The 25,470-nt window shown below is 43.0% G+C and carries 21 protein-coding genes and 1 riboswitch; of the genes, 10 read left to right on the top strand and 11 right to left on the bottom strand.

The window, feature by feature from the left end; all coding sequences use genetic code 11:
• Positions 1 to 219 precede the first annotated feature (219 nt).
• The 5 genes from DYI25_RS18960 to DYI25_RS18940 all read right to left on the bottom strand — a co-directional run bounded on the left by DYI25_RS18960 (position 220) and on the right by DYI25_RS18940 (position 4,384).
• The gene (locus DYI25_RS18960) at positions 220 to 861 is read right to left on the bottom strand and encodes a 2OG-Fe(II) oxygenase (RefSeq protein WP_213372510.1); all 642 of its coding nucleotides are present in this window, start codon (positions 859 to 861) and stop codon (positions 220 to 222) included.
• 271 nt (positions 862 to 1,132) lie between these two features.
• Positions 1,133 to 1,999, bottom strand: a complete 867-nt coding sequence (locus tag DYI25_RS18955; protein WP_213371864.1) for a GNAT family N-acetyltransferase — start codon at positions 1,997 to 1,999, stop codon at positions 1,133 to 1,135.
• A 46-nt stretch (positions 2,000 to 2,045) separates the two neighbouring features.
• Positions 2,046 to 2,234 (bottom strand): hypothetical protein, encoded by a 189-nt coding sequence (locus tag DYI25_RS18950; protein WP_213371862.1) that lies wholly within the window; start codon positions 2,232 to 2,234, stop codon positions 2,046 to 2,048.
• Positions 2,218 to 2,400, bottom strand: coding sequence for a hypothetical protein (locus tag DYI25_RS18945; protein WP_213371860.1), 183 nt, complete (start codon positions 2,398 to 2,400; stop codon positions 2,218 to 2,220). Before DYI25_RS18945 ends, DYI25_RS18950 begins: the two co-directional genes overlap by 17 nt.
• Before the next feature lie 337 nt (positions 2,401 to 2,737).
• Positions 2,738 to 4,384 (bottom strand): ABC transporter substrate-binding protein, encoded by a 1,647-nt coding sequence (locus DYI25_RS18940; RefSeq protein WP_213371858.1) that lies wholly within the window; start codon positions 4,382 to 4,384, stop codon positions 2,738 to 2,740.
• A 98-nt stretch (positions 4,385 to 4,482) separates the two neighbouring features.
• Between DYI25_RS18940 and DYI25_RS18935 the strand changes: the two genes are divergently transcribed.
• Entirely contained in the window at positions 4,483 to 5,736 is a 1,254-nt protein-coding gene (locus DYI25_RS18935) for an MDR family MFS transporter (protein WP_213371856.1), read from the top strand.
• A 41-nt stretch (positions 5,737 to 5,777) separates the two neighbouring features.
• Here the strand turns inward: DYI25_RS18935 and DYI25_RS22685 are convergent, their stop codons facing one another.
• The 3 genes from DYI25_RS22685 to DYI25_RS18925 are packed head-to-tail and all read right to left on the bottom strand — an operon-like array spanning position 5,778 to position 7,621.
• Positions 5,778 to 5,909: a hypothetical protein gene (locus tag DYI25_RS22685; protein WP_274609538.1), complete on the bottom strand. Its 132-nt coding sequence runs from the start codon at positions 5,907 to 5,909 to the stop codon at positions 5,778 to 5,780.
• 57 nt (positions 5,910 to 5,966) lie between these two features.
• The gene (locus tag DYI25_RS18930; protein WP_213371854.1) at positions 5,967 to 6,779 is read right to left on the bottom strand and encodes an EcsC family protein; all 813 of its coding nucleotides are present in this window, start codon (positions 6,777 to 6,779) and stop codon (positions 5,967 to 5,969) included.
• 59 nt (positions 6,780 to 6,838) lie between these two features.
• Positions 6,839 to 7,621 carry an arylamine N-acetyltransferase family protein gene (locus tag DYI25_RS18925; protein ID WP_213371852.1) on the bottom strand — a complete coding sequence of 261 codons (783 nt, stop codon included), beginning with the start codon at positions 7,619 to 7,621 and terminating at the stop codon, positions 6,839 to 6,841.
• A gap of 284 nt (positions 7,622 to 7,905) precedes the next feature.
• Here DYI25_RS18925 and DYI25_RS18920 point away from each other — a divergent pair, with 284 nt between their 5' ends.
• The 8 genes from DYI25_RS18920 (at position 7,906) to DYI25_RS18885 (ending at position 20,073) form a co-directional block, all read left to right on the top strand.
• Positions 7,906 to 8,262: a Na-translocating system protein MpsC family protein gene (locus tag DYI25_RS18920; protein WP_213371850.1), complete on the top strand. Its 357-nt coding sequence runs from the start codon at positions 7,906 to 7,908 to the stop codon at positions 8,260 to 8,262.
• 272 nt (positions 8,263 to 8,534) lie between these two features.
• A complete protein-coding gene (locus tag DYI25_RS18915) occupies positions 8,535 to 9,209 on the top strand; it encodes a cysteine hydrolase family protein (RefSeq protein WP_213371848.1) in 675 nt (224 codons plus the stop codon).
• A gap of 31 nt (positions 9,210 to 9,240) precedes the next feature.
• Positions 9,241 to 10,269, top strand: coding sequence for a TRAP transporter substrate-binding protein (locus DYI25_RS18910; RefSeq protein WP_213371846.1), 1,029 nt, complete (start codon positions 9,241 to 9,243; stop codon positions 10,267 to 10,269).
• A 24-nt stretch (positions 10,270 to 10,293) separates the two neighbouring features.
• Entirely contained in the window at positions 10,294 to 10,854 is a 561-nt protein-coding gene (locus DYI25_RS18905; RefSeq protein ID WP_213371844.1) for a TRAP transporter small permease, read from the top strand.
• Between the two features lie 28 nt (positions 10,855 to 10,882).
• Positions 10,883 to 12,184: a TRAP transporter large permease gene (locus tag DYI25_RS18900; protein ID WP_213371842.1), complete on the top strand. Its 1,302-nt coding sequence runs from the start codon at positions 10,883 to 10,885 to the stop codon at positions 12,182 to 12,184.
• An 18-nt stretch (positions 12,185 to 12,202) separates the two neighbouring features.
• On the top strand, positions 12,203 to 13,018 hold the full coding sequence (locus DYI25_RS18895; protein WP_213371840.1) for an alpha/beta fold hydrolase: 816 nt from the start codon (positions 12,203 to 12,205) through the stop codon (positions 13,016 to 13,018).
• Between the two features lie 570 nt (positions 13,019 to 13,588).
• Positions 13,589 to 19,150, top strand: coding sequence for a pullulanase (locus DYI25_RS18890; protein WP_213371838.1), 5,562 nt, complete (start codon positions 13,589 to 13,591; stop codon positions 19,148 to 19,150).
• Positions 19,151 to 19,278: 128 nt separating this feature from the next.
• Positions 19,279 to 20,073 carry an alpha/beta fold hydrolase gene (locus DYI25_RS18885; RefSeq protein ID WP_213371836.1) on the top strand — a complete coding sequence of 265 codons (795 nt, stop codon included), beginning with the start codon at positions 19,279 to 19,281 and terminating at the stop codon, positions 20,071 to 20,073.
• A gap of 51 nt (positions 20,074 to 20,124) precedes the next feature.
• Here DYI25_RS18885 and DYI25_RS18880 read toward each other — a convergent pair whose 3' ends face one another.
• The 3 genes from DYI25_RS18880 to DYI25_RS18870 form a co-directional block, all read right to left on the bottom strand.
• A complete protein-coding gene (locus tag DYI25_RS18880) occupies positions 20,125 to 20,322 on the bottom strand; it encodes a hypothetical protein (RefSeq protein ID WP_213371834.1) in 198 nt (65 codons plus the stop codon).
• Positions 20,323 to 20,518: 196 nt separating this feature from the next.
• Entirely contained in the window at positions 20,519 to 22,246 is a 1,728-nt protein-coding gene (locus DYI25_RS18875; protein WP_249745550.1) for a methyl-accepting chemotaxis protein, read from the bottom strand.
• Between the two features lie 148 nt (positions 22,247 to 22,394).
• Complete coding sequence (locus tag DYI25_RS18870; RefSeq protein ID WP_213371833.1) at positions 22,395 to 23,993, bottom strand: amidohydrolase; 1,599 nt, start codon at positions 23,991 to 23,993, stop codon at positions 22,395 to 22,397.
• A gap of 156 nt (positions 23,994 to 24,149) precedes the next feature.
• Positions 24,150 to 24,327: riboswitch (Lysine riboswitch) on the bottom strand.
• A gap of 116 nt (positions 24,328 to 24,443) precedes the next feature.
• Here DYI25_RS18870 and DYI25_RS18865 point away from each other — a divergent pair.
• Positions 24,444 to 25,349: a nuclease-related domain-containing protein gene (locus tag DYI25_RS18865; protein WP_213371831.1), complete on the top strand. Its 906-nt coding sequence runs from the start codon at positions 24,444 to 24,446 to the stop codon at positions 25,347 to 25,349.
• Positions 25,350 to 25,470 lie beyond the last annotated feature (121 nt).

Raw genomic sequence — 25,470 nt, 5'->3', positions numbered from 1 at the left:
TATAAAAATTCAGATAAATATCTTAATAGAACGTTTTATATTATAGAAGGTGTCTGCAATGATTAAAAGTGGTAAACAATAAGTTGAAAAAGTAAAATTGTTACCAAGATTCAGAAGCTGTAGAGAGGCGAAAGAAAAGGGGCTACTGCCTTCACCATTTTAGGTAAATGTTTTTATCGATAAAAAAAGAAGCATGTTTCACCATGCTCCTACATTCCTCTATTTCACGCTTTTGCGTCTCATCCATTGCGTTGCGGCCCATTTGTCGCCGATGACGACTGGTGCTCCGCCATGCAAGGTTAAGTCGTTCAAAGCTTGATTGTCATAGAAATATTCAAAATAAACGGCCATGCCCTTTTGCGGGGATACTGAGAAATTGAGCTTAGGGAAATAGGTTTCTCCTCCCTGCTCGACATCGTTCAAATACATGACGAGTGTGCTGATTCTCGGGTTGCTTACATTTGACGAGAAAAAGTCAAAGTGCGCTTTATACTCCTGGCCAATTTTATAATTTAAAATCTGCAGCCCTTCTCCATGTTCATTCGGAATGCCCATGATTTGAGAGATTCTTTTTTCAACCCGTGCAACAACCTCGTTTTCGGTATCTTCGATAAACGTACTGCTGCTTGTCCTGAGCTGATCAACTTCGCGGGTATTTCCGATTTTCGAGCGCTGCAGCTTTTCCTTTGAGAGCTTCATTAGCACATCGCATTCTTCATCACTTAATACATTCCCCAAAATGACGATCAGCGGTTCTTCCATTCTAGCAATAATGTTGATTTCACGATCATCGGTTTTGATTTTGTTTCCGATATGGTTAAAAATCGTAGGTTCTTTTACAGTTAAATCAACAGCATCCATTATCAACTTTCATCAACCTCTTAATATAAATTTTTCCGAAAATTAGATTGATATATAAACGAAAGCATCATTCATTCTTTATGTCCCTTGTTTCCTCCTGTAATTCAAAATGGATGACAAAACCGAATCTTAAACTCTATTCAATTTTTCAATTTATTTTACAACGGGGGAAGGTGATTTACTATCTTTTTTTTCTCAGAAAATTCTCCCACAGCTCATTAGCTATAGACATAAACAAACGCCACCATTTTGGCGGCGCTTTACTGACGGATCATCCATAAGCCTGCGATGCAATTGTGAATAAGGTATGGTTTCTGGTCGGCATTTTATCCGTATGGATAGCCATTACTGGAGGATTGTTGACCTTTATAAACCCGCTTTGTTCCAGGAAAGTCATCAGTTTCTCGTGTCCAGAGGGTACATCTACCCTTAATTTCCCTTGATGATGACAAGCCAGGCGGTCGATTATTATTTGAGCGATTCTATAATCCGGTGCCACGACAGGGCCCAGGATCAAATTTACAGGTCCCAATATAGATAGTCCATATCCTATGATTTTAGAATCCTGGTCCTTCACTACTATACTTTGACTTGCCTGTTGGATTCTATTACGAAGAAAGCTGGTTCTCATATCTCCGAAAGCAGGTCCATCCAGCTTGATCATATCTTCTAAATGTTCTTTATTAAAGGCTTCAACCGTAATTCCGCTTAAGGGTTCTAAATAGGGAGGATTATACTCGCCGCAAAGATACTTATGCACAGAATCCACAACTGTAAACCCCAATTTCTCGTATAGGGGTTTGCCTTCAGCGGTTGCAATTAACATAATGGATCGATCCCGGGCACTATCTATACATTTTTGGGTAACCTCTTTTCCCAACCCCAGTCCTCGATAATCGTTATCGACAATTACCACACCAATTGAAGCCAGCTTTTTATCGTAAGGGATTATAGCAGCACTGGACACAAGCTTACCCTCAAAATTTTTGTGCCCAAAAACTTTGCTCGAAGAAGAAAATAATGTTCCTATTTCCTCTTCATCATAGTCCCAGCCGACAGATGCTGACAGCATAACTAAACCCCATGTATCACTTGGGTTTAACTCAACTAATTCTAGCCCTTCATTATATTTCTTCATAGAGGCTTCTCCTTTATTAATACACGATTATAAAATTTAAAAGCGCTCAGCTTCCTAAGGTAATATGGTGGAAACCTACATCAGAGAAATCCGTCCGCAATATCTTTCTTGCTTCAATGTGGTCCCAGAACAACGCATGATCAAGAGTGATTGAGCCACTTTCCAATGCGTCAGAGACACTCGATAACTCCTGCCTAATCTCCGGGGCGGCTGCTTCATCATTTCGAATCCCCACCCTTTTGCTCTGCTAATCTCTTAGCTTCTTTCAGGAATTCCTCATTTGTGATTTCTTTCGCAAGAGCTTTCCTAACTAGTTCTGTGTGCTTGTCTTCAACTTTTAATCCGGACAATTCTAATGAAGCTTTTGCGCTCCTCATCGCCTTTTCTATAGATTTAGCCATTTGACAGCCTCCCCACCAGGTTCTCCTGTAAACCATAGTATGAACTGGGTAACCACCATAAGTATAAAAAAGCCAAAAGCAAGCTGGGCATAAGGCTGGTTACGTTCTTTACGAATTTTTCCCGATCCATTTAATGCTCTCCTAACTTTTCCACGTTAAAAAACAAAGAGAATCCCAACCTTCATCAGGATTCTCTCTTAACCTTTGTCTTCTTATATGTATCATATAATCTGCTGCCAACCTCGGCAATCAATTCTTTGAGCACGCCTTGATTGGTCCACTTTCATGCAAGCTGTTCGCGTAAGTAGATCTTACGCGAAAGAAGGATTTTCGCTATTTAAACCTCAGGCTTCGTCCAAAGTTTCGTCAAATCCACATATCCAAAATGCTTGATTTCCACGTTCATCAGATTAATAGAAAAAGGGATCTGCCGTTTTGTGAAGTACAGAGGCACACATAGGGATTCTTCTTTCATATATTGCTCGATCTGCAAATGCAGGCTACTCCATTGTTTAAAAGGCATCGTTGTATAAGCTTCAATCTTACGCTGTAAAAATTCATTTCTGTTAACCAGGAAGTGAAGCGGCGAGAAACTGTTTTTCAAAAAGAAGAAGTAGGAGAAACTCTGGTTCAGTTCAAATATTTCTCCATGGATGAACAAATCCGTCTCCTTTTTTACATCGGGATCATAGATGGCATCATGGAAGGAAATCTCCTCAAAATCAACCTCTAGCCCTGCCTGTTCAAGCTTATCCTTAAGCCAAATTGAAGTATTTGCCGTATAGTTTACATATTTCATCTTGATCGGGCTGGACATTGTCGGCAAAGGCAATTCAGGCATTTCATAGGGTTTTGATAATCCAATGAGGCAGCCTTCATTGTTGCCTGTGATTCTTGCATCAACTTCTGGAAGCTCATGGCGATGACGATCGATGACCATATGGATGTAGTCCCGTACTTCTTTACGGGTCATGTCTGAGCCGCGAAATGGATTCAAGACGACAATTCCAAATCCTGAATCACTTTCCACCTTAAAGGTATCAACTTGTTCTGATTCATGGCCAGCATGATAGACGACGTGGAACTCTTTGGGGACGTGGACAAACTCTACACGATCGAGCAGCGGACGGCATCCAAAATATTGCTTGAATGCACTAAGAGCCGTTTTCCCTGCTGATTCTTCAGCCAAATAAAAACCGCCTGTCCCCAGCAGCTTTACATTCACTTCTTTAAAAATGCTCGCAGTCAAGAGACCCAATAACTGGAGCACATAGGAGCAGCCGCCAGGGAATTCAAGCTTCACCACCAGTGGAGAAGGAGTAGTGATTGCCTTGATTGGTTCCCATAGCTTCGCAAAATTTTCATCCTGTTTCATTTGCTGCAGACAATGGACGACATCCTCCGCTTTTAGAATAGATCCGTCATGGAAGGCAACATCTTTCCTTAAATACAATAAGAGTTGTGTATCGGTATATTCCCAGCTATGGGCTAATTCCGGGGCAACCGAATCGTCTGCATTCAGTGTAACAAGCCTGTTGTATAGGTTGGCAATGATGTTCGCGCTGTTGGCATCCGCCAATTTTAGCGGATGATAAGTTAAAAACCGATAAAATCTAGGGATGATCAAGCGATCCTGTCCTTCCTGGTTAAATCCCAGTTTCCCCTGAAAAGCTGCCATCAGCCGCTGCTTCGTTTCTGTCGTCCAATCCAGCAGCAATAGTTTACTGACAGCCTCAATCGGTTCTTTTTCCATACTCATGAAAAAGCTCCGTTCATACTCCTGTTCAACATCTCGTAACCATTTTACCGTTGACCTATTTCCCCTTCCCCGACCGGATTGAAAAGTGAGCCAGCCCTCTTCTTCCCATTGCTTCAGCTTACGGCGAGTTTGCTTCGTGCTAAGTAACAGCAGCTCTGCGAGTTCTTCTACCTTTGCCTCTCCAGAATCAACCCGGTTCCATAATGTTAATAAATAGCGATCCATATGTACGTCTCCTTAAAAGTGGACATTTTTATTTAAAAAGGGAATTTTTAATTCTCTAAGTCCCCTTTAATATACATATATAGAAAGGGGCTGGCAATATGAAGTGGAAAGAATACCCACAAAACCTAAAAGTCCGTTTGATCACATCTTTTTTTAACCGCGCCATTTCCAGTGCAGTCATGCCATTCATGGCACTGTTTTTCGCCCAGCATAAAGGAGCCGTTTGGGCAGGGATATTCCTTGGGATGATCGTTTTCGTTACGTTTATTGGCAATTTTATCGGAGGCTATATCTCTGACCGTTTCCGCCGGAAAAAAATCCTGATGATCACATCTATCGTGAGTACAATTTTGTTAGGATTAATGACCGCGAGTCTGGTTCCTCAATATAAATGGATAGAAGTGTTTGCAACTGCATATCTGCTTTTTATGATTTCCGGCAGTCTCGGTCGTCCGGCCATGCAAGCCATCATCATTGATTCCACGACACCCGAAAACCGGAAAGCCATTTATGCAGTGGATTACTGGCTGACCAACTTATCAATGGCAATTGGAGCCGCACTTGGCGGACTGTTTTATAGTTATCATCAACTTGGCCTGTTCATTGTTCTTACCTGTGCTTACGCCACACTGCCAATTGCTTATGCAATCTGGCTTCAGGACACGACGGTTCCTCAATTAAAAAAGCAACACAAAAATGTCGTCAAAGACTTGTTCGCAAACTATAAAGTAGCACTTCAGGATAAACCATTCGTTATGGCCGTATTAGGAGGAATGTGTATTTACGCAGCAGAGTTTTCGCTCAACAGCTATATCGGTGTCCGCCTGGCCACTGAATTCCGTCCGCTGTTCGTGGGTGAATTCAAGCTATCAGGCGTCAGAATGCTGAGTTTGTTGAACATCGAAAACATGATGCTCGTCGTCCTTCTGACTTTCATCGTTACGAAATTCACCGATAAATTCGATAAGAGAAAAATGCTGCTGGCCGGCCTGGTCTTTTACAGCGTTGGCTACACTGTCATTACATCAGCGAATATCTGGTATATGCTGCTCTTATTCAATCTAGTTGCAACAATCGGCGAGCTTATGTACTCTCCAATCGCCAATGCCGAAAAAGCCAATATGATGCCAGATGACAAACGCGGCTCCTATTCTGCATTTTCAGGAATCAGCTTCAGCGGCGCCGATTTGATTGCCCGCTCAACGATCATTTTGGGGGCATTTTTGGTACCGAGCATGATGAGTGTCTATATCGGATTGATTTTATTGGCAGGTACAGGCGTGTTGTATGGCGGGTTGTTTGTGTTTCAAGAGAAAAGGCGCAAAGAATTGATTTTAAGTAAAACCGTATAGAAAAAGAGGAAAAACCCCGGTTAAAGGGTTTCTCCTCTTTTTCATTTCAAATCTGAAGAATCATCATAGTCGTAGCGAAAGCCGTCGGCCTGATTGGAAGACCGATCGTTCTTTTCTGATTTTTTGGGGTCTTGGTTTACTTGCTCCACTTGTTGCTTTTTGTCTGGACTCATATGGAGACCTCCTCTTTAGGTTTCCTCCTTATTATCCAAACATCCTTTGCTGGTTATTCAATCTTCGGAAACAGGAGATTCGGCCTCAAGCCTTTCCAAAATTCGTCTCTTCTGATATAACATTGTCGCGGTTTCGGCAAGGTCGCTCACCATCGACCGGTTTGCGAAGGCTCCGAACACAATCCCGGCTACCGGCACCATCTGCAGAAGCTTTTTCCAGCCGAAGGATTCTGTATACGTCAAGGTGACCTCACGCCAGCCCTGCAGCTGCGAGATGACTTCCTTTGATTTATTTTCCCTGTTAAATTCAATCAACTCATTCATGATGGCCTGCTTTCCAACAACATCCGCCGAAGAAAACTGCAGACATTTGATGATAAAGACACGTTCTTTTTTATCCCTTGGATCGTAACCATGGATGATCGCAATATCCTGGATTGTTTTTAGCGAGAGGGCCAGCACGGCAGGAATATCAATCGCGAGTGTAAAAATTCCGCCGATACCTGTACTTGCCCCCTGGATCGTCGCTGCCTTCTTCCGCTGCTCGCCAAGTGCCAGTGATACCTGCTTCATTTCTTCCACCGGAACGCGGTCCATATCTGTAAGCTGGCTGACTCTCCTGCCAGTCTTTTTTTCGAAAAATTGAAACACAGACTTCTCGCTCGTTAAATATTGTCCGCCCGTTTGAATGTAGCTTCCAAGCTCATCAAGCAGGATTCCTACCTTCTCCTGGATGAACTTTGGCGTGAACCGATCAAGCATCTTGAATGGCAGACGGGTCAGGCGTTCCCAAAACCAAAGCCCCTTCTGGTCCTTCTCCCATTTTTCAATTTCCTTTAGTTCTTTCAATAAGAAGTCCCGTGAATCCATCTGCTTCATCCACCTGTCATTTTTGATACTATATTAACGCTTACCCTCATAGGAAAGTTTCATTTTAATTCAATATTATAGAATTCCATTGCAAGCTCTTTAAAGCGTTCAGAATCTATTTCCTCTTTCTTCACACCATCTTCCTTCCATTGTGTAAAGCTAGTTTCCGTTAACACCATGCTTCCATTGGCTGTCACTCTTGTCAGCAATGGCTTCTTGTTGAAGGGTGACTGCGGATGTTCCGTTATGATTTTCTTCATTTCGTATAAATCGCTGACATTCTCTACCGGCTCTCTGGAATCAAAGGCGTATCCAACTCTCCAGTCTGAATCCTTATATTTTAGCTTCATCTCTAAAAGATAATCTCCAAACTCACTATCATGTTGTTTAACACGGAAATCCCCGTTAGGTGAACTAATCTCTGTTCCATCCATTGGCACCGGCCTTAACGGGAGATTCCCGCCAAAACCGGTATCAATCAAGAATCTTTCTCCATCTATGCTCAAAATAATCGCAGCATGAGTCCTGCCAGTTGGACTATAATCCTTAAAATCAGGAACGTATACTGACCCGCGGATCAGCTGCACATCCAGGCCATTCTCTTGTAAGAACAAATAGAGGATTCCATTCAAGTCATAGCAGAGACCGCCTTGACTTCTATTTAGAATCTTATCTACTAGAGTAATTTCATTTATAGCATCAAGATCTCCAGATAATGTGCAAAGATTCTCGAACGGGATAAATGAAGCTATCTGCTCTAGTAAATTATCCAGGTTATTTAAGTTAATTTTCTCGTCAAAAGGAAAACCGATTCTTTGCCGGAATAAACGATCAATTCTCATATGAATCCCTGCACATCCTCACATTAAGAGTTTAGTATCATTCGATAACTATACTGATTTTAATTTTGTTTGAACGGAAAGTATGGGCCTTGATTTTATTAAATGTTTCTTGCTTTTAATATAAGTCATAACACATAGTGATTAAAGTCCCTTTTCCACCTATTTTTTGATATAATTAATAATATTCATAATAGTTAATTAATTACAATATTATTAATTATATCCCCAACCCCCACGATTTGCCGTTTATTTAGTACTATTTTTAATATGAGGTGGGAATCCATATGAATGTATTATCCAAGAATGCAATTGAGAAAGAATTTGCAAACTTTCTTAGCTATTATATTAAAGAGAATTTGGGAAGAGGTCCCCGTGAAACGAAAATCAAGATTACGGATAATGTCCTTGTTTTTTTTATGAAGGGAATTTTGACACCAATGGAACGCAACATTTTAAAATCCAGCGATGGCCTTCCCATTGCCCTGGAAGCCAGGCGCCTTTATCTTAAGGGAGCTGGTCAGGAAAGGATTCAGGCATTTGAAAAAATTGTTGGAATGAAGATTGTCGAACATTATGAAGCCTGGAAGCTTGAAGAAGACGCAGCCGTTGGGGTTTTGGTATTTGAAGAAAACATCACATAAACGTTATAAAAGGGATTGATTTTCACGAAAGATTAATATATATTAATAATTAACTAAAAATTCTAAAAATAAACTAAGCCTTAGTGAAGAACTATGGTCGTTTATTTCTAAACAATGGGTGGGTCTTGAAGTACAGTCAAGAGCAAACCAAAGTTTATCTGTTTTCTCGTCTTTTTGGCGTGGATTCTGGGTAAATTTTGGTTTGCTCTTTTTTATTTCTTAAAGGGGGTGAACATAACTGCTCATTTATCAATTAAGGAGGAAAATACGTAATGATGAATCAAAACTTTGAATTACATCCTGATAAATCAGCCTTGCTTATTATTGATATGCAAAATAGCTACTGTCACAAAGATGGAAGCATCGGCCGGGCAGGGTACGATGTCCAAGCAATGATCGCAACCATCCCGAAAGTAAAACAATTGTTAGCTGCTTGCCGCTCAGCAGGAATTCTTGATATATGGACCATCCAGAATCATTACCCTGATGATATTACTCGCAGTAATCACAGACTTACTCCTCACACACATCGCTGGTCTGCTGGGCCTCCCGCTTTAAAAGGCACATGGGATGCTGAAGTAGTGGATGAGCTGAAAGCGTTTACAGACTCTTCAGCCGAATTGATCACAAAACATCGGTTTAGTGCCTTCTTTGATACAAGACTGGATACATTACTGCGGATGAAAGGCATCGATACACTCCTCGTTTGCGGAGTCGCAACTACCCACTGTGTGGAAACAACAATCCGGGATGCATATCAGCGAGACTATGACGTGCTGGTGGCAAAAGAAGCAGTTGGCGGCTTAACATCTGATAGCCACAACGCCAGCTTAAAGCTAGTAAACGAAACCTTTGGCGCAGTCATCTCAGTTGATCAAATGCTTGATTTGATCAATGGGCAATCTCGGACTCTAAGCATGGCCACAGTGAAGAAATCGATTTTATAAAACTAGAAAACTAATAAACAGGGGGAAGAATATGAAATCTCTAAAAAAGAAGATGTCTGGATTTTATTTACTTATCGTATTGGCTCTAATCCTCGGGGGCTGCGCTTCTGCAGGTACTGGTTCCTCTTCTGCTGATGACGATGCAAAAGTAACGATTGATATGTCCATTTTCCACACTGAGAACGACCCATTCAATGATATTTTTAAAGATTGGTCCGAAGCGATTGAAAAAGAAACGGATGGAAGAGTCACCTTCAAACCTTATTATTCCGCTTCCCTGGTTTCTTTGTTCGAGACATTAGATGCCGTTCGGGATGGTTCGGTTGAAGCCGGGATCCTCTCTGCCGGGGCAATTTCTGGCCAGATTCCAGAAATGGGGCTGTTAGAGACAATTGGCACATTCCGTTCTGAAGATCAGTATAAGGGTATTTATAAAGATGTGAACCCCGAATTGGAATCATTATTCAACAATCATGATCTTGAACTCCTGATGTGGGCACCGGGTGCTACAGAGACACTTGTTCTCCATAAAGACGAATTTATTACTGACCTTAAACAATATGAAAAACTCAGCATGAGAACTGCAGGAAGATGGCAAGGTGAACAGGCTAAGCTGCTTGGCGCTCTACCAATCACGATGGACCCAAGCGAATTATACCTTGCATTGCAGAATGGTACCGTTGCCTCTACCTTCCAAACAGTTGGCCTGACCAATTCACAAAACCTGCATGAAGTAACTCCGAAAATGACGGCTTTAGGCCTTTCGATCAATACAATTCAATATGTGGTCAATCCAGATGTTTGGAGAAAGATTTCTGAGAAAGATCAAAAAGCAATCAAGAGTATCTCTGATCAAGTAGGTCAATCCGCATACAGCCTATTACAAAAGCGCGAAGAAGAAGCGATTAAAAGCATGTCTGAAAAAGGCGCAGAATTTTACAATCTGAGTGATTCTGAACGGGAAGAATTACTGAATGAAATCCAATCTGTAAATGGACAAATCGCCAAGGAATCAGAAAAGGCGAAAACCATTCTCGATATTATCGAGAAGCATCAATAATGAATTGATGGGAGGTCTGGCTGCATGTCTAAAGAACCTATATTCCTGACCAAAACTGAAAAAGTGATGAAAAAGATAAACTTTGTATTTACCCTTCTAGGAGGCATCTTCATTTTAGGAATGGTGTTCATCATTACCTATGATGTAATCATGCGGAACTTCTTTGACTCGCCGTCATTATGGGCTTTGGACCTTGCCCGCTTCACTCTGGTTTATATTTTTTTCCTCGCACTTGCGCCCGCTTTAGAGAGCGGGCAGCATGTGTCGACGGATCTCTTCTTGTCCAAGTTCCCAGTCAGGGTTCAATGGTATTTAAAGATGATTGCCTTCCTGTTAACGACCATTTACGGATCTGTACTGTTCTGGCAAGTAACCGAGACGACGTTGAAAGTTTTTGAGGATAATCGAATCTTTCCGGTCGCCATCGAGCTTCCAATGAAATATATCTATATGATTGCCCCTATTGGAGCTCTGCAATTTATATTAACCTCGATTTTATGTCTGGTGATTGTATTTTACCGAGAAGCTCCGGTAAAAAAGCAACAGGTGGAATCAATCTCTCAAAAAAGAGTGATCAATCAGTGATTATTGTTAGCCTGGATAGGAGTGAAGCATGATGGAATCATTTTTGTTATTTTTCGCCTTCATTATTGCGCTGATGCTATTCTTGTCGACTGGTATATCCGTTGCGGTGGCCATGGGCATGATTGGGGTTATAGGGACGATTTTGTTCATCTCTCCTAACGCGCTGGCACAATTATCGAGTATTACCTTCTCGAACTCGACCAGTTTTGTGCTTATGGTCGTACCGATGTTTGTTTTAATGACCGAAGTCATCTCCTCATCCCCAATCGGGGCCCAAGTTTTTCGGACAACCCAGTTATGGCTTGGACGCTTTCCGGGGGCACTCGGAATGGGTACAGTTCTGACAAGCACTGGGTTTGCTGCCATATGTGGGTCAAGCCCGGTAACAGCAGCAGCCATTGGAAAAATTGCAGTGCCGGAAATGATCAAACAAGGATATTCGCAACGGCTCGCGATTGGCGCAACAGCAGCCGGAGGAACATTAGGAATCTTGATTCCCCCAAGCGTGGCGCTGATCCTGTATGGTGTCATCACCGAAACATCGATCGGAAAATTGTTTATCGCCGGCTTTTTGCCCGGTGCGCTGATTGCAGTACTTCTATGTTTGACGTTCCTCATCATTGCTCTTGTAAAACCGGAGATGGTACCTGTCGTGAGGACGAAAGTGAAATGGAGCGAGCGCTTCTTGTCCTTGAGGTCCGTGCTGCCAATTGTCATTCTCGTGTTTTTCGTAATGGGCTCGATTTACACTGGATTCACGACACCGACAGAGTCGGCAGCAATCGGTGCCTCTACAGCATTAGCAATCGTTGGTTTGATGGGATATTTAGGCCGTAAAAATATCATTGAGATCCTTAGCAATACGGTAAAGACAACCGGGATGTTTTTATTTTTAGTCATCGGCGGAGTGTTCAGTGCCTTTGTTCTGAACCGTTTAGGAATTCCGCAAAGCATGGCGACTTCGCTGTTAGGGCTCGATATTCCAGGTTGGGTAATCATCGTCCTCATTAATATTTTGCTGTTAGTACTGGGAATGTTTTTAGATCCGATGAGTATCCTCGTCATTGTCATTCCGCTATTCTTCCCTACCGTAACAGCATTAGGCTATGATCCGATCTGGTTCGGGATCATGGTGACCATCAATATTGAAATTGCAGCCATCTCGCCGCCTGTTGGTTTTAATTTATTTGTTTTAAAATCTGTCGTTCCTGACGTCAGTCTAGGAGAAATCATAAAGGGAGCGTTGATTTTCATTGTCCCTCTCTTAATTGGGCTGATCATCATTATCCTTTTTCCAGAGATTTCGTTATTCTTGCCAAATCGAATGTAGTGTTTAGGAGGAGTTGCCGTGATTGCTAATATACGAGTTGAAAAAGATCAGGTTTTTAAAGTTTTAGAAGGTAAAAGCATGCTGGCGGACGTTTTTTTGCCTGCGAAAGAATCGTCGGATTCTGCACCAGGTGTTATCCTTATCCATGGAGGCGCATGGCAGGCCGGTTCAAAAGAGATGTACCAGGATTGGGGACCATATCTTGCAGAAAATGGGTACACCGCAATGTCGATTGACTACCGGCTTTCATCCAAATATAATCCCACGTGGCCTGGAGTGTTGGAAGACATTCGTGATGCCTATGATTGGCTCATTAAGAATGCTGAAAAATATCATATCAATACGGACAGAATCGGTATCATCGGCGACTCTTGCGGTGCTCAGCTTGCCTTGATGCTGGCCCTGGATAAGCCGGACGTCAAAAGCATTATCAGTGTGTATGGAGTATACGATGTGGCTGCCTGGTGGAACTATACCCAGGTTACGAGAGACGACGATCCAGTTGGAAATCTCTTTGGGAAAGGTCCCACAGAAGCACCAGATTTATACGAAGCCGCCTCCCCCTCTGCACAATTACCCAGACTCCAGTCACTTAAAGACCTTAACTGCCTGATGATCTGGGGTGAACAAGACACCATTGTACCGGCGAAACAATCAAGGGACTTTTTCACACAGCTTTCCATAGCCGAAATCGCCGTTGAAAAATTGGTAATTCCAGATAAAGGGCACTTCTGGTTTACCATCTTCCCTGGAATTCCAGGAGGGAGATTAGTAGATGAACCAAATACGGTAGTCGCACCTAAAGTTGTGGAGTTCCTGGGCAGGACGTTGTAGATTGGTTTTAATGAAGAGATGATTTCGTCTTCCGATAATACTATTTGGTCACTCACTACACAGATGAGTGACCTTTTTTAATCATCATTGCTTTTAGGGTTCTCACAACCGTATGAATGACCTTTAAGATTCTATTTTCAGGCTTGTTCTGGCATAAAGAATACAAGAAATGGATTATTCATTTCCAATAGTGAGTGAAGAATGAAATATAGGTCTTTTCACTTATTTTTCTTTTAGATTTCGACATATCTTCTTTATGGAGGCTTTTATTTTTGTATATTTTATAAAATTTGATAACTTTCTTGTTGCTTTTAACCTATTTCTCTACCATTTTATGTAGGTTTTTGGCACTATTTGCATGTATGTTGCTTGTTGTTGGTTCGTTGCTGGATAGATGGCAATATTGTAAAATTAAAAGGAAAGTACATTGCAAGCGCTTGCATAATTCTGTGGTTTAAAATTTTTTACCAGATTGTGCAAACGGTTTCATTTAAATTCCTGACTTATAGAAAGGAGGTTCATTTCTACTACTCTAGCCACACCATTCAAACTAGGGAGGAAAAAATCCATATGAGAAAAAGCACAAAACGTAGTTTCTCGATTTTCATGACGGCGATCATGATTTTGAGTTTATGGCTTCCTTTTATACCTGCACAGCAGGCTAATGCTGAAGGAACGACGACTGTAACCTCCGAATCGACTGATCGCAAAATACGTTTCACTTACATTCGCGAGGATCAAAACTTTGGAGAATGGAATATTTGGACCTGGAATACAGGAGTACAAGATGGCCAGGTTGATTTTACAACAAAGGAAGGCAGCAAAGCTGTTGCTGATATCCCCGTAGGCGCTGATACTGCGCAAATGGGATTTGTTCTTCGCAGTACTTATAACTGGGATACTGCACAAAAAGAATTCGGAGACCGTTTTATCAAACTCAACAAAAACGACTCCATTACAAAAGCATTCATCACAAGTGGAGTAGAGCAGATTCGCATCGTTCCCGATGGATCAGCTCCATTAATTACGGATGGCAATGCTACTTTCTACTATCGTGATAAAGAGCTTTTCGCTAACGATGCAATGGACACGATTGAGAATGTAGAATTGAAGTTCAATGGCGAAACTATTCCAATGACATATGAGCCAGAGAATGAGAGGTTCGCAGTTTCATATGAGAACATTCCAAACGGCACAAATGAATACACATATCTGGTAACAAAAGATGGAGTTACGAATGAAGTAACAGATCCTTACAATACAGTTGATGGTGTTTCAAAAATCACCTACGCCAACGCTGACCTGACTGTTTCAGGTTCAGTCAACCCGGCAGAGATTGACTACAACCAAAACGCTGTGCTCACAGTTAATGTACAAGGCCTGACAGAAGGAATAGAAATCAGCAATATCACGGCTGATGTTTCTGCGCTTGGTGGGTCAAAAGCTCTTGAAATCGACCCATCGTTAAAAGAAGTTACGATTAGCGTCGATGACAACGTAACAGCAGGTACAAAATCGATTCCACTAACAGTTATTGATTCATTCGGAAATCCACATAACGGAACAGCTACTGTGGATGTAAAAACAAGACAGTCTGTCGGCGAAAATGATTTTGACTGGGACGAGTCAATCATCTACTTCATGCTGACTGACAGATTCTTTGATGGGGATTCTGCTAATAATGATCCTTATGGATTAAACTATGACACTACTGATCGCGGTACATATCAGGGTGGAGATTTCAAGGGAATCACTGAAAAATTAGACTATCTTGATGAGCTGGGTGTTAACACAATCTGGATCAGCCCGATTGTTGAGAATGTTAAGCACAATGTCCGTTACAATGAGGGTGATCCTTCTTATTATGGGTATCACGGATACTGGGCAAGCAATTTTGGCGAATTGAACCCTCACTTCGGGACAATGGGAGACTTCCATAACCTGATTGACGCTGCCCATGAACGCGGCATCAAGATTATGGTCGATGTCGTATTGAACCATACTGGATATGGTTTGAAAGATATTGATGGTTCTGTGGAAAATCCGCCAGCCGGCTACCCAACAGATGATGAGCGCAGCACATTCAGCACTCTTCTTCGTCAGGGAACAAGTGCCGAAGTTGGATCCGATGAAGTCGTTGGCGAATTAGCTGGACTTCCAGACTTTAAAACAGAAGATCCAGAAGTACGCCAGCAAATCATCGATTGGCAGACTGACTGGATTGACAAAGCCACGACCGATAACGGCAACACTATTGACTACTTCCGCATGGACACTGTAAAGCACGTTGAAGATGCTACATGGATGGCGTTCAAGAACGCAATCACTGAAAAAATGCCGAAGCACAAAATGATCGGCGAAGCCTGGGGTGCAAGTGCTAACGACGATTATGGTTACCTAGAATCAGGTATGATGGATTCCCTGCTTGATTTTGACTTTAACGATATTGCTCATTCATTTGTAAACGGAAACCTAAAGTCAGCTAATGATGCGTTAATGACACGTAACTCAAAAATTGATAACACAGCTACTTTAGGCCAGTTCCTGGGAAGCCACGATGAAAATGGATTCCTTTTCGATACTGGCAATGACACAGGCAAGCTAAAGGTTGCTGCTTCCCTTCAGGCAACAGCAAAAGGCCAGCCGGTCATTTACTACGGTGAAGAACTTGGACAAAGCGGTGAGAATAACTATCCTCAATATGATAACCGCTACGACTTTGCCTGGGATCAGGTTGAAGGCAACGATGTCCTAGAACACTATAAAAAGATTTTGAACTTCAGGGGAGATCATTCTGAAGTATTCGCTAAAGGTGAACGTACAGCAATCGGCGGAAAAGACGCTGATCAGTTCATGTTTTTTGCAAGAAATTACGGAAATGAAGCGGCATATGTTGGATTGAACATTGCTGACGCGGCTAAAGAAGTGATATTGACAGTTGATGCAGGAGCGGTCGTTACAGACCACTATTCAAACCAGACTTACACTGCTACAGAAGCGGGAGAAGTCACTTTAACAATCCCTGCAATGGCTGATGGCGGTACTGTTTTGCTAACAGTCGAAGGCGGCACGATTACAGCTGCTGCTGCTGGTACTGGAGATGGCGGCGGAGATGGAACAGTTGAACCAATTCCTGCGAACCATGTCCGTATCCATTACAAGCGTGACGACAACAACTATCAAAACTACGGAGCATGGCTATGGAACGATGTAACCTCCCCTTCTGCCAACTGGCCAGTCGGAGCTACAATGTTCGAAAAAACGGACAGCTATGGCGCATACATTGACGTCGAGCTTACAGATGGCGCAAAGAACATCGGCTTCCTCGTCATGGACGTAACAAAAGGTGATGCTGGCAAAGACGGCGGAGACAAAGGCTTTACCATCACTTCACCTGAAATCAATGAAATTTTCATCAAACAAGGCGATGACAAGGTTTACACTTATGAACCAGTCAACCTGCCTGATAACACTGTCCGCGTCCACTATGTACGTGACAATACTGACTACGAAAACTTTGGCCTATGGAACTGGGGCGATGTCGCTGCACCTTCTGAGAACTGGCCTGTAGGAGCTGCTTCCTTCTCTGGCACGGATCGTTATGGTGCTTATGTTGACATTCAGTTAAAGGAAAATGCGAAAGAAATTGGAATGATTACTCTCAAAAAGACAAACGGAGAAAAGGACGGCGGAGACAAAAACTTCAACCTTCTCGACAAATACAACCACGTCTGGGTTAAACAAGGTGATGACAATGTCTACATCTCTCCTTACTGGGAGCAGGCTACCGGCCTAACGTCTGCAGAAGTCATCTCAGAAGATACAATTCTACTAGGCTTCACGATGACAGATGGCTTAACTGCTGATGATTTAAAATCAAAACTGGAAATCAAAGATTCAGATGGTACTGAAGTTTCAGTGACAAGTGCTGAAATCACAAGCGCCACTGCTGTAAAAGTGAAAGCAACATTCGATTTAGATAAGCTTCCATTATCCGTAACATTTGCAGACAGAACAGTTTCTGCTGCGACAAGCTGGAGAATGCTTGATGAAATGTTTGCCTATGATGGCGATGACCTCGGTGCTACCTATAAGGATGGCGCAGCTACATTGAAGCTGTGGGCTCCTAAAGCAAGCAAGGTTGTGGCAAACTTCTTCAACAAAGACAATGCAGCTGAGCAAATTGGCAGCATTGAGTTAATAAAGGGTGAAAAAGGAGTCTGGTCTGCTGACGTAGCTCCTGGCGACTTGAATGTAACCGATCTTAAGGGTTATTTTTACCAGTATGAGGTAACAAATGCTGGAGTGACAAAGAAGGTTCTTGATCCTTATGCAAAATCGATGGCAGCCTTTACAGTGAATACAGAGGGCGAAGCTGGTCCGGACGGAGATACTGTCGGTAAAGCAGCGATTGTTGACATGAGCGGGACAGACCCTGAAGATTTCGATCATGCAAAAATCAAAGGCTATGAGAAGCGTGAAGATGCCGTGATTTATGAAGTTCATGTACGTGACTTCACTTCTGATCCATCTATCGCTGGTGACCTGGACGCTAGATGGGGTTCTTACAATGCCTTCATCGACAAGCTGGATTATATTAAAAAGCTTGGTGTAACACACGTTCAATTACTTCCTGTAATGGCTTGGTATTATGGTGATGAAACGAAGATGGGCCAAAGAGAGCTCGATTACTCTGCTGGCGGAAATGAGTACAACTGGGGCTATGACCCACACAGCTACTTCTCGCCAGATGGCGCTTATTCAGAGGATGCAGCTGATCCTGAATTACGCGTAAAAGAATTGAAGCAGATGATTGATGCGATTCATGATGCAGGAATGGGTGTTGTCCTTGATGTTGTTTACACTCATATGGCAAAATCCAGTCAACTGAATGATATCGTTCCTAACTACTATGCGTTCCAGGATGCGCAAGGAAACTTCCTTGGCGGCTTTGGAAACAACCTGGCAACAAGCCACAAAATGGCTGAAAAGCTGATGGTAGATTCCGTGAAATACTGGTTTGAAGAATACAAGATTGATGGAATGCGTTTCGATATGATGGGTGACGCAACCTATCCGGCAGTCCAAAATGCATACAATGCTGCAGCTTCCGTTAACCCTGATGCATTGTTCATCGGTGAAGGCTGGAGAACATTCGCTGGCCACATCGCCGAGCCTGAACTTGCTGGCATGGGTGCTGACCAGGATTGGATGGATAAAACAGATGATGTTGGTGTATTCTCTGATGAAATCCGCAACGAATTGAAATCAGGCTTTGGCTCTGAAGGTGAGCCACGATTCCTGACTGGCGGTGCGCGTGATATCAATACGATTTTCAAAAACATCAAAGGCCAGCCAGGCAATACAGCTGACGATGACCCGGGCGATATGGTCCAGTACATCGCGGCACACGATAACCTGCCGCTATATGATGTCATTGCCCAGTCGATTAAAAAGGATCCAGCAATTCCTGAAAACAACCTTGAGATTCATAAACGGATTCGACTTGGCAACTCCATGATCCTGACGTCACAGGGTACAGCATTCCTTCATGCCGGCCAGGAATATGGAAGAACGAAGCAATGGAAAGGCGAAGGCGTTCCTGAGCAGAAATATCACGAATTGACGGATGAACAAGGAAATCCATTTGGATACTTCATCCACGATTCGTACGATTCTTCCGATGCCATCAACATGTTTGACTGGCAAAAAGCAACAAACAAAAAGGAATACTCAGTTAACACTACAACACAAGCCTACACTCAAGGCCTAATTGAACTGAGAAAATCAACAAATGCTTTCCGCCTAGGCGAGAAAGAACTAGTTGATCAGAATGTAAAATTGCTAGATTTACCTGAAATCAAAGATTCAGATTTAGTCATCGCATACGAGAACGTATCGACGGATAAAACCGGAACATACTACGTATTCGTAAACGCTGACACTGAAACTCGCAAGTTGACTTTAGGGGACCTTGATTTCTATAAAGCTAAGGTTTTAGTCGATAACGACGAAGCAGGAAAAACACCTGTATCCAAGCCATCTGGCTTTAAACTTACAAATGGCAAGATAACTCTTGATCCATTGACAACAGTGGTCATAAAAGTGGACCACAAAGGCAAGAAAAAATAATTCCACACGGCAGGTATCATCCTATCAGGATGGTGCCTGCCATTATTTTGGCATCTGCTTTTTGTTTACTAACATCAGCATCAAGGGTATCATTAATTATCACCATATGAACCACTAAGGAGAATCGGATGCTAGATTACAGATTGTATAAGGGCCGCGGCTCAGAGTATATTGTACTGCTGCACGGAATTGGCGGGAACTCGAATATTTTCTACAAACAGCTAAAGCCATTCCTGAAAAAATATAATATAGTCGCGATTAACATGCCTGGCCATGCAGAATCACCAGACATAGATTCCTATAAAGAAAGACTCTCATTTGACTTGATTGTCAGGGAAATCCTCAAGATATTAGACCACCTCTCAATCCGCAAGGCCCATTTTGTCGGCGTTTCGCTGGGAACGATCATCGTCCATCATCTGCTGCAGACGGAACCCGGACGAGTGAGGTCAGCAGTCCTTGGAGGAGCAATCACAAGGTTAAACCTATTTGCAAAATCACTGATTAAATTCGCCTGGTTAATAAGGGATTTCATTCCATTTATGTGGCTTTACCGCATATTGGCCTGGATCCTGATGCCTCGTGGAAACCATAAAGGCTCAAGGAGATTTTTCATCCAGGAAGCCTATAAGATGAAGCGAAAAAACTTCCTTGCGTGGTACCCTCTTGCCAGTGACGTCAAAACCACCTATAGCAAGGTTCAAGAAAAAAGCAAGAATGTCCCAAAGCTATATATCTCAGGTGCTGAGGACCATATGTTTGTTAAGGAATTAGCAGAAGACCTTCACGGGGACGAAAGCTCCGATCTGGTGATTTTGGAGCGGTGCGGACATGTCTGCAATATTGAAAAAGCCGATGAATTCAATGAGCTATCACTCGAATTCATGGATAAGCATGAAAATAAACAAGCAAACATTAGTTAAATAAAAGTAGGGAATGAGCTAAGCAGCTCATTCCCTTTTGTTATTGGCTCATTAATAATAAAACGGATATCTAGGTGGACAGCAAGGATATCCATATGGCGGGTATCCAGGATAGCCATAACCATAATAAGGACGCGGATAAAGTAAAGCACCGCCCAATAATCCACCAGCCAAACCACCTAAAAACGGTAATCCAAAGCCCCAAAACCTCTGATCATGCGTTCGATAAGGATGTCTGTATGCATGCATACGGCTTACCTCCCTCTTCTCTTTTTGTATTCATTAACTTTATATGCGTTTATCACGACTTTGGCTTGGGCGAGTGTACCTGTATTCTGATTGATGCCTATCGGTGACCACTTTTTTCATTTTTTCTCATTCGCGTTCTCCAATACTCCAACAAAAAAAGAAGCATAAGAACTCCTCGTCCTCATGCTTCTCAAAATTATACTTTGAACTTTGTGACCATCTCTCTCAGATTCTCTGCCAGATTAGCTAGTGAAGCGGATGATGAAGCGACTTCTTCCATTGATGCCAGCTGTTCCTCCGTTGCGGATGCGATTTCTGCTGTGCTTGCGACGGAGCCGCGGGCAATTTTGGTCACCTCTTCGATTGAGGCGTTCACCTGCTGGACGCTTGCCGACATTTCTTCTGAAATTGCGGATACCTCCTGGATTTCCTCGCTGACATTTTCGATCGATTTTAGAATCTCCTCAAATGTACGACCCGTCTCCTCAACTAATAACGACCCTTCAGATATCTCGACCGTTCCTTTATTCATCATTTCCACGACCTGGTGGGTTTCTTTTTGGATAACCTCAATCAAACCCGAAATCTGGCTGGCAGACTGTCTTGAAAGCTCGGCCAATTTCCTGACTTCATCTGCGACAACCGCAAAGCCCTTGCCATGCTCCCCAGCCCTTGCTGCTTCAATGGCAGCATTCAGCGCAAGCAAATTCGTCTGGTCCGCGATACCTGTGATAACCTCAATGATCTTGCCGATTTCAGCGGACTTCCGATCCAGATCCTTTATTACTCCATTAGTTTCGCTTGTCGTATCATTGATGGACTTCATCTTTTCGATTACTTTTTCCAAAGATTCCTGTCCAACTTGTGCTTGTTTTGCCGTTTCTGCCGCAGACTCGGCAACATTCGAAGTCGTTTCGGCAGCGCGCTGGATTCCTCCAGACATCTCGCCTACCGCTTTCGCACTTTCCTCGGTATTTTTACTCTGGAGCTCTGCACCGCCTGCGACCTCCTGGATTGCCGTTGCTACCTGGTGCGTAGCAGAATTGGTCTGTTCCGTACTTGCCATCATTTCTTCAGCAGAGGCGGCAACCTGCTCCGAAGTACTGCTTACCTGCAAAATCAAATTCCTCAAGTTGGTCGCCATTTCATTAAAATCTGTTGCTAACTGCCCAATTTCATCGTTATTCTTCACATTGATTTTATCAATAACGAGGTTTCCATCAGCCAATTGCTTTGCCGCCTGAGACACAAGCTGGACAGGCTTGGAAATCACCCTGCTTATGTAAGTTGCAATTCCGATTCCAATGATAAAAGCCGCTGCACTGAGTATAATGATCAGCAAGGCTACTTTTTGTACGTCTCCAGATAACGTTTCACTCGTAGAATTCAAGGCATCTTCCTGGTACTCAAACGCATCCTCAGCAGCAGAATTCAGGCTGAAGATAAGAGGATTTCCTTTTTCCTGCATCAACAACCTGACCTTGACCATTTGTTCATCTCTTATTAAAATAAAAGCCTCTGATGCCATCTCATAATATTGTGCCTCAGCTGCAACAAGGTTATCTCCTACCTTCTTCTCCTCAGCTGATTCTGTCGAGCTTAAATATTTTTTAGAGCTTTTTTCAAAATCTTCTACCGCACCCTCAAATTCAATCAGGCTTTCACCATCACCATTTGCCATATACTTTTGGAGTGCCAGTTGCTCCCTCATGATTGCATCCTTCATCTCGACAATCAGATTCACCTTATCCATCCGTTCATCAATGGATGAAGAATACTGGTTGTTCATCTTGTTAAACTGAAAATTCGTTATGATTGCCACAACTGCCAGCAAAGTCAAAACCGAGAAAAAGCCCGCCAATAGTTTGGCGCGAACATTGAACTTCATCTGTGATTTTCTTGCGAATCTCTTCTTGAATTTCATTTTCCGCTCTCCTGTCCAGCAATATAGTAAATTACTATTCTTACTTTCTATTTCGGTTTAATTTTTGAAAATTTTAGGACTTTAGCCATAAAAACGAAAAAAGGACGGTTTTCTTCCAATTTAGAAGTAAAAAACCGTCCCCATACTGCTAAGAATGCCTGCGATATTTGACTTCTCCGCCTATGATGGTCATTTCAACTTTCATCGTTAAAAGTTCATCCGGTTCTTCCATTTCGAATGGATTGGCTGAGTAAACGGTAATATCCGCTAATTTTCCGCGGGAGATCGTTCCTTTAAGCGTCTCTTCGTTCGTTGGATAAGCACCGAGCTCTGTGAACAAGCGGAACGCATCGACCATCGACAACTTCTGCTCTGGCACATAACCGTCATGGGTTTCACCTGGTTTTTTCCGAGTGACTGCGGCATGGATTCCGAGAATTGGATCGACTGGCTCAACCGGAGAATCAGAGCCTCCTGCACAAATAACACCTGCTTCCATTAATGTTTTCCATGCGTAGGAAAGCTTGATTCTCTCTTCACCTAGACGCTCCTGGACCCATGGGAAATCACTCGCAATAAACCGCGGCTGGATATCCGCAATCCTGCTAGGTGCTTTCAGTCGAGGAATCAATTCTTCTCTTAAAACCTGGGCATGAATCAGCCGGTCGCGATATGCTACAGTTGGGAACTGATCCAGCACATCGAGAACATTTTCCAGTGCCTGATCGCCAATCGTATGGACTGCAATCGGCATATCCAGCTCCCGTGCACCTTTCACGAGTTCGTATAAATGCTCCTGATCATACATCGCATCGCCGTAATGGCCTGGCGCATCACTATATGGTTCCGATAACAGTGCGGTTCTCCGGCCAAACGCCCCGTCGGCAAAAATCTTCACCGAGCCGATTTGCAGCGTATCATTGCCATAACCAGTGTACATTCCAGCTTCTTTCAGGTTTGGTAAAAATTCATGGTTGATCAAGAGATTGCTGCGTAAGCCGAGCTGCTCTCCATTTAAAAGCTCATTGAATAGATTCCACGTTTTTTCAAGCCCGCCGAGATAAAGCGGATCATTCGTATGTACGCTAGTCAGCCCCTTGCTCATCGCAAAATGCATCGTCTGGCGCATCGCTTTTTTCCAGTCGTCGTATGAGCGCTCAGGGATGTACTGCCTGATCAGATTCGCCGCTGACTCCAGGAATAATCCCGTCGGCTGTTTCGTAATATCATCCAGTACGATGGTGCCGCCTTCTGGCACTGTAATTGCCGGGTGATAGCCGCTCACTTCCAACGCCTTGCTGTTGACTAGAGTCGCGTGCAAGCATGTTCTTGTTAAAAATAACGGATTGACAGGCGCCACATAATCCAGCTCCGAAATCGTCGGGATTCCTCCGTCCGTAAAAAGATTCTCATCCCAGCTGCTGCCGACAATCCATTCCCCCGGCGCAAGCTGACTGGCTTTTGCCTGAATTTTTGCCAGCATCTCATGCTTGGACGTGATTCCGACAAAATCGAGATTGATAAAACTATCCGCCATAATCGACAGGTGAAGATGGCTGTCAATCAGGCCAGGAGTAGCTGTTTTTCCTTCCAAATCGATCACCTGTGCCTGGCTGCCCCATTGCAGCACCATATCTGCGGATGATCCCATATCAATAAAACGGCCATTTTCGATGACCACTGCTTGTACAATTGGATTGCGCGTGTTGAATGTATAGATGGTTCCATTTTTGTATATGGTTCTCAAGAAGAATCTCCCCTTTGGATAGATAAAAATGGTGAATGCCTGGGGAGTGCGTTAGGAGTTTGATAGAAGGGGGATACTTGGAAAGCTCTGGCATGCAAAAAGCAATGACAGAAAATAACCTATCATTGCTTTTTACAATATACGTTATCCTCCATTTCGATCAGTAGTTCTCCATGCACAAAACCAAGCATGACAGTCTGCTCCTTGTTCAGAAAGCATCCCAGCAGTAACCAGTTTGACCCTAATTACGCTTCGGCAAACAACCCTTTCATCCACCATCAACGATGTCATACTCCGATGGACTAATCTTGTTATTCGCTCCTCTACCTCACCGATCTGATAAGATCATATGAAATTAGGTTAATAGTAACAGATTTATCATAATTCGTAAAATGTTCACTGATTTTTCGCGGGCACTTTTTTACAATGAAAGAAGAAAGGAAGTGGAATATGATAGTAAAAGAAAGAACCAAACCAGAAGAATTAGTAATCCTACAAACCCTTAAGGCCCGGATGGAATTGGAAGAGAAAGATGCTCAAAACCTGCGAACGCTGGAGAAAGGCTATGAAGGAGAAGTACACTTCGATCATTGGTTCACGAACCATATAGTCGAAAGCCTCATTATCAACGACCTGCTCCTCGAAGTAAATGGCACTCATTTTCAAATCGACTCCCTCGTGATCACGCAGGACCGGCTGCATCTTTTCGAAGTGAAAAATCTTGAAGGAGACTATTATCTGGATGGAGACAAATTTAAGACAGTCGCCGGCACCGAAATCAAAAATCCCCTCCATCAACTAAGCCGCGCAGAATCTCTACTAAAGCAACTACTAAAAAATCTGGGCTTTTACATCCCTCTCGAACCTCACCTCGTGTTCATCAACCCTGAATTCGCCCTTCTGCAAACACCACTAAAATCACCCATTATTTTACCAAACCAACTGAACCGCTTTATGGATAAGATGAACCGTACCACTTCAAAATTAACAAACAAACATACCAAACTGGCGGAGGCACTATTGTCTTTGCATATTAAGAAATCACCATTTTCCAGAGTGCCGGGATACGATTTTGATCGGTTGAGGAAAGGGGTTATTTGTGAGGCTTGCGGGGAGTTTTTGGAGAGTTATAGCAGGAATAAATTCATTTGCAGGCAATGTGAATCTCAAGAGCATATTGAATCGGTGGTGATTCGTGCCGCCAAAAGTTTTCAGTTGCTTTTTCCAGAGCGCAAAGTGACCACAGCGACTCTCTATGAGTGGATCGATGCTCGTATCCCCCCGAAAACCATTAGGAGAGTATTAAAGAGCAATTTCTCAGCCAAGGGAGAGTGTAGTTCCACCTATTACGAGTAATGGAGTACTATAAGAATTGCCATGAAGTGTCTATCACCTTTATGGTAATTTTTTTATTTTTTATATTACCGAAATCTTCGGCTCCTCCTCTTTTCGGGCACATGTTCCTCCAACTTGTTAC

Source organism: Mesobacillus boroniphilus, from assembly GCF_018424685.1.
Lineage (GTDB): Bacteria > Bacillota > Bacilli > Bacillales > Cytobacillaceae > Mesobacillus > Mesobacillus boroniphilus_A.
The sequence above is the reverse complement of the archived record's forward strand: the minus strand, read 5'-3'. Positions and strand labels throughout refer to the sequence as shown.

Bases quoted from the DNA above. Each gene is read 5' to 3' on its own strand.
- DYI25_RS18945 (WP_213371860.1), bottom strand. From the start codon at position 2,400: ATGGCTAAATCTATAGAAAAGGCGATGAGGAGCGCAAAAGCTTCATTA.
- DYI25_RS18890 (WP_213371838.1), top strand. From the start codon at position 13,589: ATGAGAAAAAGCACAAAACGTAGTTTCTCGATTTTCATGACGGCGATC.
- DYI25_RS18910 (WP_213371846.1), top strand. From the start codon at position 9,241: ATGAAATCTCTAAAAAAGAAGATGTCTGGATTTTATTTACTTATCGTA.
- DYI25_RS18885 (WP_213371836.1), top strand. From the start codon at position 19,279: ATGCTAGATTACAGATTGTATAAGGGCCGCGGCTCAGAGTATATTGTA.
- DYI25_RS18940 (WP_213371858.1), bottom strand. From the start codon at position 4,384: ATGGATCGCTATTTATTAACATTATGGAACCGGGTTGATTCTGGAGAG.
- DYI25_RS18900 (WP_213371842.1), top strand. From the start codon at position 10,883: ATGATGGAATCATTTTTGTTATTTTTCGCCTTCATTATTGCGCTGATG.
- DYI25_RS18865 (WP_213371831.1), top strand. From the start codon at position 24,444: ATGATAGTAAAAGAAAGAACCAAACCAGAAGAATTAGTAATCCTACAA.
- DYI25_RS18955 (WP_213371864.1), bottom strand. From the start codon at position 1,999: ATGAAGAAATATAATGAAGGGCTAGAATTAGTTGAGTTAAACCCAAGT.
- DYI25_RS18920 (WP_213371850.1), top strand. From the start codon at position 7,906: ATGAATGTATTATCCAAGAATGCAATTGAGAAAGAATTTGCAAACTTT.
- DYI25_RS18960 (WP_213372510.1), bottom strand. From the start codon at position 861: ATGGATGCTGTTGATTTAACTGTAAAAGAACCTACGATTTTTAACCAT.
- DYI25_RS18880 (WP_213371834.1), bottom strand. From the start codon at position 20,322: ATGCATGCATACAGACATCCTTATCGAACGCATGATCAGAGGTTTTGG.
- DYI25_RS18905 (WP_213371844.1), top strand. From the start codon at position 10,294: ATGTCTAAAGAACCTATATTCCTGACCAAAACTGAAAAAGTGATGAAA.
- DYI25_RS18875 (WP_249745550.1), bottom strand. From the start codon at position 22,246: ATGAAATTCAAGAAGAGATTCGCAAGAAAATCACAGATGAAGTTCAAT.
- DYI25_RS22685 (WP_274609538.1), bottom strand. From the start codon at position 5,909: ATGAGTCCAGACAAAAAGCAACAAGTGGAGCAAGTAAACCAAGACCCC.
- DYI25_RS18925 (WP_213371852.1), bottom strand. From the start codon at position 7,621: ATGAGAATTGATCGTTTATTCCGGCAAAGAATCGGTTTTCCTTTTGAC.
- DYI25_RS18935 (WP_213371856.1), top strand. From the start codon at position 4,483: ATGAAGTGGAAAGAATACCCACAAAACCTAAAAGTCCGTTTGATCACA.
- DYI25_RS18915 (WP_213371848.1), top strand. From the start codon at position 8,535: ATGATGAATCAAAACTTTGAATTACATCCTGATAAATCAGCCTTGCTT.
- DYI25_RS18930 (WP_213371854.1), bottom strand. From the start codon at position 6,779: ATGGATTCACGGGACTTCTTATTGAAAGAACTAAAGGAAATTGAAAAA.